Annotated in this window: 7 protein-coding genes; all 7 read right to left on the minus strand. The window is 41.8% G+C overall.

Annotated features, from left to right (window positions below):
• Positions 1–29 precede the first annotated feature (29 nt).
• Positions 30–812, minus strand: coding sequence for a polysaccharide biosynthesis/export family protein (locus HUW51_RS06175; protein ID WP_185273116.1), 783 nt, complete (start codon positions 810–812; stop codon positions 30–32).
• A gap of 1,253 nt (positions 813–2,065) precedes the next feature.
• On the minus strand, positions 2,066–2,791 hold the full coding sequence (locus tag HUW51_RS06180) for a DUF4184 family protein (protein ID WP_185273117.1): 726 nt from the start codon (positions 2,789–2,791) through the stop codon (positions 2,066–2,068).
• A gap of 88 nt (positions 2,792–2,879) precedes the next feature.
• Positions 2,880–3,860: a YpdA family putative bacillithiol disulfide reductase gene (locus HUW51_RS06185; protein WP_228466940.1), complete on the minus strand. Its 981-nt coding sequence runs from the start codon at positions 3,858–3,860 to the stop codon at positions 2,880–2,882.
• A gap of 979 nt (positions 3,861–4,839) precedes the next feature.
• On the minus strand, positions 4,840–5,607 hold the full coding sequence (locus HUW51_RS06190; RefSeq protein ID WP_185273118.1) for a S1/P1 nuclease: 768 nt from the start codon (positions 5,605–5,607) through the stop codon (positions 4,840–4,842).
• Positions 5,608–5,761: 154 nt separating this feature from the next.
• Positions 5,762–6,496, minus strand: coding sequence for an SDR family oxidoreductase (locus HUW51_RS06195; RefSeq protein WP_185273119.1), 735 nt, complete (start codon positions 6,494–6,496; stop codon positions 5,762–5,764).
• A gap of 109 nt (positions 6,497–6,605) precedes the next feature.
• Positions 6,606–7,868, minus strand: a complete 1,263-nt coding sequence (locus HUW51_RS06200; protein ID WP_185273120.1) for a glycoside hydrolase family 2 TIM barrel-domain containing protein — start codon at positions 7,866–7,868, stop codon at positions 6,606–6,608.
• A gap of 142 nt (positions 7,869–8,010) precedes the next feature.
• Positions 8,011–11,982, minus strand: coding sequence for a glycosyltransferase (locus HUW51_RS06205; protein WP_185273121.1), 3,972 nt, complete (start codon positions 11,980–11,982; stop codon positions 8,011–8,013).
• Positions 11,983–12,135 lie beyond the last annotated feature (153 nt).

Genomic DNA, 12,135 nt, shown 5'->3' on the forward strand with positions numbered 1-12,135 from the left:
ACTAAGCTATTATTAATAAACTAGCAAAATTACCTTAAGAATATCGTTAAAAGGATGGAAAGAGCTGATACAGCCGAGAACACCAGATTTGCATTTTGATAACCCCGGTTAACCGTAGCGAATTTTGATTTATCGGGTTGCACGTATAGTACATCGTTGTTCCGGAGGTAGAAATAAGGCGATTCCATAAGTTTCTTAGAAGTTAAATCAATGGGATAATACTCGCGGCTTCCGTCTATTTCGCGGATCAGGAGAACATTATTACGCATAGCGGTAATGTTTAAATCGCCGGCTAAACTTAAAGCATCCGTGATAGTGATTCTCTCGTTTTGAACGGTATACACATTCGGGTTTTGTACATCCCCCAAAACCGATACCCTGAAATTTAAAATACGAACATTTATCACGGGCTTTTTAAGGAAAGTAACCAGTTGCGCAGTTAAATTATTCTGTATCTCCGTAGTAGTTAAACCAGATACTTTTACGGTGCCGATTAAAGGCAAATTAATTTCTCCGTTAACATCCACTAAAAAACCAACTACCGGGTTATTATAAAAGAACTCATTACTGGGCCCTGCCATCCGGTTCATATTATAATTAAATAAAGCAGAAGCTTCTGGATTTAAACTATTTACGTGGATACCTAAAATATCACCCGGCTGAATTTTAAGTGGCGAAAAATTAGTAATATCTTCTTTGGAAGGCGCCGTCCTATTTAAATCCTGGAAATAAGGAATGTTTTTATAAGAACTACAAGCAGTAAGTAAGGCAAACAGCAATAAGCCTACGATTCGGAGAGTAAAAAGACGCATTTAGAAGTTAGGTAAAAATTAATTCGATAGTTTGACTTATTTTAGGGCTAATAATAAAAATCAGATAAAATCTAGAACAAAGTTTTAATTCTAGTTAGTAGTACATTGACGATAAGCGATTTATACTTAAAGAACAGCTATTTTATAATGTTCAAAGAAATTTTGAATTCTCTAATTGATTGTAAATTAGCGCATGAATAATATTATACAATAGAGAGATTTTTTATAATATACCGCCTAACATGAAACCAAAATAAATAAGTTTCGTATGCCTTAAGTTTTTTTTAAAATAATTAAACTTTGACTTTGATTATTACAAATATTTAAAAAAACCTATTAATGTATATAAGGATTATATAAAACCCTATTAAATACCTTATACAAAGCCGACATTTAGTAGCAAAATAGAACTATTCCAATCTAACCTTTAAACACCCAACTAAGTAATTATAACACAACTTCTTTAATTATATATTTTAAAATATATAAAATCACTTTCTAGCTTAAAATAACAACTATTTAAAACCAGCAAGCATATTAAATTACTTATATACAACTCCTATAAGTAGAACCAATTAAATTGAACATAATCAAGAATACTTGCAATACAATAAACCCAAGTCTGTCTTGTTTAAAGATATAGTAAGCGTTACTATTAACTTTTACTTAAAAATGCAACAGCCTCTTGTATATCCTTCAATCTTCTTTATTCTATTTATCAGATTAGCTCCTTCTTTTGTAGTTCAACTATAAATCCGGTTAGTTGCTGATTTGTTACCGGGTATTTTAGAAAAATCTTTAGAATATTTTATCTATACCGATTGCCCCAATCCATCTGCTGCAATGAAAGTATTAGGTAGGGTATGATTCAAAAGTTTTGGACTGAATTACACCTGGCGCGTTCTGTGTTTTTTAAATCCCGGATGCTCCGAAATATTTAACACCGAAGAATGTACATTTTATTGCGTGAAGCCAGCTAAATAAACCTGAAGTCTAAATCCGGAATGTAAAGCGGAGAATATTTACTTTCTAAATTATCAGGTTTATATAGTAAAAAATCAATGAAGCAATATATATAATATACATTAAGTTGGGGTACAAGCTTCTTTCCTAAGTTTAGGAAGGTAAAGGTGATTGCATTTTTATTAAAGCTGCTCGTGAAAACGTATATATATATTCTAACCCAGGCTCTTATTCAGACAAAGCATTAAATTCTGGCCTGGTAAAACAGTTTCTTAAGTTATGATGGAATTTTATCGAACTACGTAAGAAGTAACAAACAAACTAAATAAGGTAGCCGATATGATAGAAATTATAAAATCCCAGAGAAAGTTATCAGATTCAATCCCAATCAGCAACCGGACTGAAAGGACAAATACAATCATAAACCCCATGATAAACCAATAATTTCTTCTTTTATTGTCTGCTCCCTCAGGAATCTCCCTAAAAGGACTGGTAAAAATTACCCCGCTAATTACCAACAAACCCAAAATAGAGCTTACCCGATCACTAAAAGTAGATAATAACATATAATGATTGAAAACTTCTATCCAGTTTGATAAAAAGGGCAGCATTAAAGCCAACCTGCCGCCCGGGTGCGTAAAGCTGTCCCAGGTGAGATGAGATAGGACGCCCACTAATATAGAAAACACAACAATCAAATAATGCGCTTTAAAATAGCTGAGCCAGTTAAAACCTTTGTAAAGCACTAATCTTTTTTTTAAAAAACCAGGCAAATTATCAATCAAAGGATCGCGCACTACCTGGTGAAAGGCAAAACTCAGCAGAATGGCCAGTGGTAAGTTAAAATAAAAAATAGCGGGCCAGGTGTGGCTGAAACCATCATGAATGCTCATCCGGAAAAACTTTTCAAAATCCGGAGCCATGCTTCCTACCACTAAACCGGTCATAGACCGGGTCTTTCGGGGTAAGTAGTAAAGCGGCAGAACAATGGCGGGATGCGAAAAGGTAAACGGCATTTTACTTAAATCTGGAAGCAGTAGTTAATAACAGCAGTAGTATAAAAGGTTTTACTGGCATTCGCAAGTAGCTGGTTTTGCGGGTTCTTTACCCAGCTTGCGTTTGCGCCTGAATGTGCCGGATAATTTTAACGGCGTGCTCGCGGGAATTTTCGATAAACCAGATGTGGGTATCCATGCCGCCGCAAATAACCCCGGCCAGAAACACGTTTTTGCGATTCGTTTCCATGGTATCGGGGTTATAGAAAGGATGGCGTCTTAAGTCCGAGGATAAGGTAATGCCGAACTTTTCGAGTAAATAGAACTGCGGCTGGTAGCCGGTCATGGCTAAGACATAATCATTCGGTAAAGTAACCAGCCCGGCGGGGGTTTGTACATCTACTTCGTTTTCCCGGATTACCGTAAGGTGCGATTGAAAGTAAGCTTTAATGGAACCTTCCTGAATGCGGTTTTCGAGGTCGGGTTTGGTCCAGTATTTAATGCGACCCAGTTCGGCTTCGCGGATGACCATGGTTACGTCGGCACCTTTGCGGTAAGTTTCCAGGGCTACATCGGCGGCGGAGTTATTGGCCCCAATTACCACAATTTTCTGTTTGTAGTAAAAATGCGGGTCGAAGTAATAATGCCGGACATTAGGTAAACCTTCGCCGGGAATGTTTAACAGGTTGGGTACGTCGTAAAAGCCGATGGCAATAATTACGTGTTTGGCCCGGTAAGTACTTTTGGACGTTGTAATTTGATAAATACCCTCTGATTCGCCTAAGGCGGTTACTTCTTCGAATAAATTTACGTTTAGCGCTTGTGAATCGGTTACCCGGCGGTAATACTCCAGGGCTTCGGGCCGGTTAGGTTTAGGCTGAATGGAAGCAAAAGGAATACCGCCAATCTCCAGCCGGTCGGCAGTAGAGAAAAAGGTCATGTTTAAAGGGTATTTATATAAGGAATTTACCAGGCAACCTTTTTCCACGATCAGGTACGAATAGCCGGCTTTTTTAGCTTCCAGCCCACAAGCCAGCCCAATAGGACCGGCACCAATAATTAAAATATCTAAAACAGGAGAATCCATCATACTTAATAAACTACACCAAATAATTGTTGGCTTTATGATACAAAACGTAACTACGTTGTAAAAGCAAAAGTAGTCGTTTCTGCGGGAGTTATTAAATTAGGTTAGTGTTAAGAAGTAGTTGCTATAGCGGATTTTGATGTTGTTCTTTGAAGCCGGTTCCCGTCTCCATGCATTGGTGCTATCTAACTTGCTGGCTTCAAGTTTTGCCTCGTGGCCGGCGGGCCTCGTTTGGCTCTTTCGGGCGGTTTAGCAAACCTTGGCTCGTTGCACTGCGCCATGCCTCCTGCGTCGGCACCGGAACGCTAAAAGGCCCTCAACAGCCAAACTGGTATCTTTGCGTTTAGCTACTTGTTTACAGATGTCAGAGAATCAGCAATATTCTTTGGTTTAGAATTTCTCCATACGCACCTATACAACTACCAAAACTTAAAGTACAAACATTATATACTCTAATTATCTTTTCTAAAAAGCGTAAGTCAGAAAAACCGTAGCTACTCGCCACTGATCCCAGTTTGGCTGTTGAGCACCTGCTAGGGTTCCGGTTTTGCGCAGCAAAATTCCGTAGACGGAGTCGAGGAAAGGAAGGCTGGCGAGTACGAGAGAGTCAAACGAGGCCCGCCGGCCACGAGGCGAACTGGCTACTTTTCAAATAAGATAGCACTTGAGCATGGAGACGGGAACCGGCTCCAAAGAAAACGCTATTTATCAAGCAAAATCAATGGTAGCTTATTAATACGATTTGGTATTAGTACAACTGTAGGCTTTAGGTATAAACAACCAATCTGTTTTAGTTTACTTCAGGGCTAGGGTACAGCCAAACTCTTTTGGTTAGGGAGTACGTAAACGGATAAACTTTACTTCACCACAAAAATTAGTTTTCGCAGCGGGTATTAGCCGGTTAGTTAGCTTTAAATAGAAAATGCCCGATCAAAACAGCTTCTGATCGGGCATTTTTAAAATTGAATTCTTTACTAGGCTTTTACCCGTAAATTTGATTTAACAAACCGGCTAGCCGGATACCGCCTTGCAGTAATAATTTCTGAATGGTGTTAAAGTTATCGTAGGAGTAGCGGTAACCTAATTTTCCGTCAGGTGGGATGGCGTAGACTTGCGGCCGGTAAGTTGTCATTTCGGAGGCCCAGGCTCTTACGTTGGTGCTTTGCCAGCTTTTTATCTGGGCTTTATCGGGTTCGCCCAGAAAAGCAGCGAGTTCGGTGTAGCTTAAATCTTTGCCTTCAATCATGTCGCTATCCCAAACCCGATGTAAGTTAGAGTTCTGGCCAAACCATTGCAGTTTTACGTTATTGCCGCCCATATCGTCTTGGCCGCCTACGTGCAAAGGCTGGTGCAGATCGCCCACCAGGTGAATCAAAAATTTTAAATTTTCTTGTTCCTGAGCCGGGGTGAGTTTACCAGCTTTGAGCGTTTGTATTAGCTCTTCAATCTTCATGATCACGTCGCCGTGTGGGTTTTTCTGGGTTTGCTCGTACTGTTGCCCATCGGGTATGGTTACCCAGTGCCAGTCGTGGGTGTGGTCGTAGGCATGATCAGACTTGATATCGTCCATAAAATTAGCAACCTCGGCCAGCGAGTTATTTTCTAAAATCTGCAGTACTTTTTTGCGGGCTTTCTTACTTAAATGTTGCTCCGCTACCAACCCCACTACCCGGTGTCCAGTTTGGCCATAAGCAAATGCCTGGTTAATGAGGAAAGGAAAAACTAATAAAAAACTAATTACTTTTTTCATTACATACTAAACTATTAAACTTCACAAAACAACCGGTTATCCTGGTTATTATATGTAAAGGTAAAGTTAAATTCAGTGGAAGTAAAACCGCCCTGCATTACGTCCGGCATTAAATATAATTTAAAGGAATTTTAAACAAATAGCAGTTTCGCCATCAGCCATTCATGCGATTAAAAATTTCGTTTAGTTGCTCGCGCGAAGCTTTGCGGTTTATTTCGGAAGTACCATAACCCACTTCTTCGTCGCCGCGGGTAAGGCCCGCTATAATGCCATCGGTAAAGTCGTTTAAGGGTGCGCCAAAAGTATGAATGCCGGCGCCACCCAAATCAGTTTGTACCGCCGGCGGCACAATTTCCAAAACTTTAATGGAAGTATGGGTTAGTTGATGGCGCAGCGACAAAGTAAACGAATGCAAAGCCGCTTTGGTAGCGCTGTAAATAGCCGCCTGAGCCAACGGCGAAAAAGCCAGACCGGAAGTAACGTTAATAATGTACGCTTGCGGGTGTTGCTGTAAATGCGGTATAAACAACATAGCCAAATGGATGGGTGCTTCCAGATTAATGGCTATCTCGTTTTGGTGAAAAGACCAAGGCCGGGAATCGCCTACAATTGCCTGACGGTTTTGAATACCCGCATTGTTGATTAATACATTTACTTCCGGGAAAGTGCTGGTAACGTAATCAAATAATTTCTGTCGATCTACTTCCTGGCTTACGTCGCACACGTGGGTATGCAACTGCGGATGCTTGGCTTTAGCTTCCCGTAACTTGTCAGCGCGGCGGCCGCAAACAATTACGGTGCTACCGGCATGCAAAAAACGTTCGGCTAAGGCCAGACCAATACCGGAAGCTCCCCCGGTAATTAAAACAGTATTTCCTGATAAATTCATGCGCGCAAAAGATTATTTTTAAAAATTTTCTTTTACGCGCAATTACAATTATGGCTGGGAAGTTGCCTGATTTTCTTAGTTCTTGATCCGTGCTTATCTTGAACGCAGGTTAATTTACTACATAAAATACGGCATTACCGGTGGCTGATTTATCATGCTCATCAGATAAATAAAAAAACAACCGGTAAGGCCCCTCGTTTAAAGGACTGGTAAATTCGAGTTGATAATTTTGCCAGTCAGCCGAGGCAGATGCTTTTTTATTATTTTTTAATTTATTCACCTCTACCTTGCCCTTGGCTATAATTTCTGGTTTTTGCTGAGCCAGGGTTGGGTCAAAATAAATTTCCAGGTTGTCTTTCTGCAGCTCCCAACGGAGCTGCATGTTGTTACTGGGAGCATGTTGAACCGCCAAGGTAACATAAAACTTTTTGCTTTTTTCTAAGTAAGGATTTTTAGCATCTTTCTGGTTATTAATGCTAATAGAACCAATACTTGGCGCCCGGTTCGCTGGCCATTGATTTAACCAGTTATATTGCAAAACATCTATCATTTCGGTTGGCTGGCCTGTGGGCGTAAACAAACCAAACCACGTAGTTGTATATTCCTGCTTTTGCCCCCAGATAAAAACGTAAGAACCTAAACAAGCAGGATTGTTTTGAATCATATCCTGGTACTGCGTTTTTATTAGCTGGGATTTAGTATAACTGGTTGGTTCTACTTTAGCGTACCAATCGGTATGATCCGCAACCCAATAGCCCGGCGTGCCATATTCCGATACCACAAGAGGTCCTTGCCAAATCCAATCAGTAGTAAATTTTAAAGCGGCCGTCATGTTACCAAAAACATTCATAGATAAAATATCTATTTCGTCGCAGAACAGACTAATGAGCAGCAATGGTTTTACATCCGACGAAATCATGGTAGTGGTAGGATGATCCGGGTCCACTTCATTAATCATGGCAGCAATATCGTTTACGGCTGACCATAAGCGGTAATGATCCAAAATCCGCTTAAATTCAATTTTAAAACTTAATTCGTTTCCAATACCCCACATCAGCAAAGCCGGATGGTTTTTTAATTTTAACACGTCTTGCTTAATTTTTGCCAACTGCTTGGCTACGGCCTGTTCATCGCTGTAATCTAAAGTGCCTGCCGGAATTACATTAAGGCCAACGGTTACCGTCAACCCTTGCTGATGCGCCTGGTCTAAAACTTTTAAAGCGCTGTCGGCATTTACATTATACAAGCGGATGGAGTTCCCCCCGTTTTCCTGGAGCAAATCAAAATCTTTATAAACACAAGCTCCTTTAATAAAATAAGGCGAGCCGTTACGGTATAATTGATACCGGTTATTTTCTTTTCGTACCTCCACATAATGCGAGCCCAGATGTTTTTTTAATTGAGGCCTCTGATTACAGGCAACCAGGGCAAAACAAAAAAGCAGGAGAAGTAAAAAATTACACTTCATAAAAATTGGTTTCTTCTAACTACAGAAATTTTAAAAAATCTGCTTTTTACATTATTAAACTTTTACTGGCAGTAATCACGTTCCCTTTTCCATCCGATACATACACATACAGGCGATAATTGGTGCGGTGGTATTTACCTTTTAGCTCGGGTAAGGTAACTACTACTTTATTTGGCTGATCTATTTTTTCTAAAACGTCCATATTCTCCAGGTAATCGTCTTTGTATAACTGCCACTCTATTTTACTGTTCGGGTTAAAATTGCCAACAACGGTAAATTCAAAAGAGGTCTTTGGCACCAGAAAACCAGATGGGCCTACAATCTGTACTTTAGGAGCAGGCGCAGGAGTTTGATCTGTCCAAATCTGTTGCAAAGCATAGTACACCGGCTTTTTTCGACCTCTAAAATCGGTTAACCCAAACCAGGTAGCCGAACCTTCGAAGCGGTCGCGCCAGCAAAAGGCTACACCGCCAACATTATTTCCTTTATTTTTCTGAATAAAACTTTGCCATTCCTGAGTATATAAAGTGGCTTTTTGGGCATTCGTCTCCTCAATTAGTATCGTATTTTTATCTATCAGCGAGTACTCCGGATCCCAGTAGCCACTCGGGCCAAATTCAGAAATCAGATACGGGCGGTGTGGATTGAACTTGGCGTTTATCTCCTGTAATTTACTTATCTGCTGGGTGTAGTACGAATTGATACCTACCACATCTACGGATGGCACCAGTTGGCCAAACGCTAGCAGTTCCCCGGCCAATTGCCGCGAATGTTCCAGAGAAGTGAAAACGGGCCGGGCCGGATCAATCAGGTGAATGCGTTCCGCCATTAACTCCAGCATGTGCATGTAAGCCTTCCGGTTCAAGCTCAGGTACGGTTGGCTATAATGTTTTTTAAGCAAACTACTGGTCTCGTTCCCAACCGACCAGCCCAGTACGGCTGGCGCATCTTTAAACTTACTCACGGTTTCTTCTACCTTCTGCAAGTATTTTTTTACCTGCACCGTATCTTTATAATAATCTACTTTGGGGTCGAACCAGAAACCGTAGAGTACTTTTAAATCTTTTTCCTGGGCAATGGTCAGAATATTATTATCGTATACGCTGGGGCTGTACCGGCGAATGGTATTGGCTCCCATGGCTTTTATGGCATCAAAATCTTGCTCCAATTGTTGTCGGGTCAATGGATAATGGCCATCCCGCCAGTCGTGTCCTGGGTTGTAAGCCACTCCCTTCACGTAAAAGGGTTGCTCTTTTACCAACAAGGTGTATTGTCCCGGCTTACCTGTTAAATAATGTTCTTGATTTTTCCGGAAAGTTTTAACCAACTCCGGACGCAGCGCTTTCTGCTCGAAAGTAGGCTTTTGCCAGATAAAAGATTCTTGCTTTATTCTCCGATAAAACTTAGCTATTTGGTTTGGGTTTTTAATTGTCCAGTCTATCTCTGCCGAATAGTTAGCAGGGCGCCAGGCAGTAGGCCAGCTTTGACCCGGGTTATTTGTGTAAAACACCAATGAACGGATTTCGCGGTAATAATTCGGAATCAAGGGCAAATAATATTCAAGCCATTCCTGCCCGTTGCCCCCGTAGTTCGTCGAGCCGAACTCTGTGAGCATTACCGGTTTATTTAACTTAAGCATGTCGTTGCGAAACGGCCGGTACAGTTCTTCAAAGGTACGCCATTTGCCATCTTTGGCAGCCTTTCCATAGTTCAAGCAAGATATTCCTACCCAATCCACGTAATTTTCGCCGGGGTAATACGCCTCTATGTTTTGCGGTTCGGCCGGATGCCAAATCCAGCTTACATTATTTACGCCGGTGTTGGCAAAGGTAGCCACTACGTGTTGGTAAGCAGCTTTAAATACCTCCGGCGTTATTGGTACCGGTTGAGCCGGGTACTTTTCGGTATTATCTGCTTCCGGGGCAAACTGAATAAAAACCGGGTGATTGTACCGCTGGATACTGCGCGCGTAAGCTTGAATATAAGCGTCATACTTACCGGCCGCAATGGCTTCTAAAATATTTTCTTTTGTTTTAGCTGTTTTTTCTGTGCGTTTCACTTCCAGGGGATTCCAGGTAATTAAAGGAATAGCGCCTCGTTGAGCAATATGCTCGAACAAAGCTACCGGCAGGCCATCGGAGCTCTCCGGCGCCCAACTTTGATTTACCGAAAGAATATTTAAGTTAGTACCCAATTGCTTCTGAAAATTATCCGCTGCAACCAAGGCAGTTTCTTCTTGTCCAGTGGGCAGGTACATACCCGTATAAAAACCACCGGTAGCTTTGGTTTGCGGCCCGTAGAGCACTTCTATATCTTTGCTGGGGTTATAATCCATTAAGATAAAGCTGTTACAAGCCAGAAAAAGAAGAATAGCCAGGGCAGGCGCGCCTTTGCGCAACAGCCGGTACGTATCTGGCAAAATAACCTGACGCACTAATTTTATCGGCCAATACAGCAGGTGCGTAATAGAAAACGGCTGCAGCCAATTTTTTAATTTTTTGATTAAAACCGGTTGGGCCGCCACAATGACGATCAGCAACAACAAACTATTTAGCCCCACGTAAGTTCCCATCATCCAACTATAAGGGCTCCAATCGCGTGATAAGCCGTACCATAAAGCGCCTAAATTTAATCCGCAAACAATGATGTTGGGCATACTTAAAGACCAGTTATTGCGATCTTCGTCGTTTTTAAGAGTGGCGATATAGGGTACTTTGATATTTAATATGGTATAAATCAGGCCAAGCGAAAATACCCACCAACTGGCAAACAACAAGATACCACCCGACACGTGAAAACCTTTTTCATGGTCTTCCAGCAGCCAGCGCTGGGCATACTGCCGGATCAGGGTAATAAAACCAAGATAAGGCAGAAGTACCCAGAAGAACTGGTACCACTCAATATACAACGGCGTTTCCCCCATGATTAAAGAAGCCGCCGGAATGAAGATATCTAATAAAACGATCAGGCCAAAGGCATAATGCAGGGGCAGTAGTAAGTAATGCAGTTTCTGACGCCAGGTAAAATTTCTAAATAAACGCGGGTACACGTGCACCAATAAATCAAAAGTACCCCGGGACCATTTGATTTGCTGTTTAAAATACGAAGCCAGGGTATTGGGCACCAGCCCCCGGGTTAGTATTTTAGGCGTGTAAACCGATTTCCAGCCTTTGGCGTGCAACTGCATGGCCGTATGCATGTCTTCGGAAAGACCGGGTGCGTGGCCGCCAATAGAATCCAGAGCAGCCCGGCGAAAGGTACAATTCGCACCGATGGCCTGCACCGTGCCGTAGCCATTCATGCCCATCATCATGGGGCCGTAAAACAAATACGTTTGCTGGGCGGCCCCGCGGGCAAAAAAGCTGTCTTCGGCGTTGTAGTACGCTTGCACCATTTGCACGTAACCTACTTCCGGGTCTTCGAAGTAAGCCACTACTTCATCTAAGTAAGAGGGTACCGGAATATGGTCGGGGTCCATGATAACGCATAATTCGCCGGTAGCCTGTTGCAAGGCATTATTAATATTACCGGCCTTAGCGTTTACTTTAACGGTACGGGTAACATGTACCACATCTAACTCCTGGCAAAGTTTAATTAAAGCCGGATCATTGCCTTCGTCGCAGAGGTAAGTAGTATGCGGATAGCGCACTGCTTTCATGGCTTTGAGGGTGCGCTCAATCATGTCGAAGGGCTCACCCGGTACAGCCGTAGTAAGCATGTCTACCGTCCAGGTACGGGTGGACTTTGGCAGCGGCGTGGTTTTCATACCCCAGTAGTGGTACCATTCGTGGAGTACCCGCACCATTTTATACCCTAAAGATAACACCAGTAACAAATACAGGGGGAAATAACCAATTTGCTCTGATTTAACAAGCCAAGCCGCAAATACAGCAAGACTAATAAGGCCACCCCCAATCAGTATTTTGAGAATGAACAACTCTCTTTTAGCAGGAGTTTTCATGCACACCACATGGATAGCTTCTACCCCTCCACTGCTCTGCTCTTTGTTCTTAATCATTTTATAATAAGTAAACAGTATATCATATTTTAATGCGATTCTTTTAAAAACTTAAGTGAGTAACTTACTCGTGCTTATAAATCCGGATTTGCCGATATAGAGAACCTAGATTTTCCTTTTTTTTAAATTTACTCCATCTTCATACTACCGTTA

The sequence above is a fragment of the Adhaeribacter swui genome (assembly GCF_014217805.1).
Classification (GTDB): domain Bacteria; phylum Bacteroidota; class Bacteroidia; order Cytophagales; family Hymenobacteraceae; genus Adhaeribacter; species Adhaeribacter swui.

What these genes read in the sequence shown, in the direction of transcription:
- HUW51_RS06195 (WP_185273119.1), bottom strand. Translation starts at nt 6,496, where the DNA reads ATGAATTTATCAGGAAATACTGTTTTAATTACCGGGGGAGCTTCCGGT.
- HUW51_RS06205 (WP_185273121.1), bottom strand. Translation starts at nt 11,982, where the DNA reads ATGATTAAGAACAAAGAGCAGAGCAGTGGAGGGGTAGAAGCTATCCAT.
- HUW51_RS06190 (WP_185273118.1), bottom strand. Translation starts at nt 5,607, where the DNA reads ATGAAAAAAGTAATTAGTTTTTTATTAGTTTTTCCTTTCCTCATTAAC.
- HUW51_RS06180 (WP_185273117.1), bottom strand. Translation starts at nt 2,791, where the DNA reads ATGCCGTTTACCTTTTCGCATCCCGCCATTGTTCTGCCGCTTTACTAC.
- HUW51_RS06185 (WP_228466940.1), bottom strand. Translation starts at nt 3,860, where the DNA reads ATGATGGATTCTCCTGTTTTAGATATTTTAATTATTGGTGCCGGTCCT.
- HUW51_RS06175 (WP_185273116.1), bottom strand. Translation starts at nt 812, where the DNA reads ATGCGTCTTTTTACTCTCCGAATCGTAGGCTTATTGCTGTTTGCCTTA.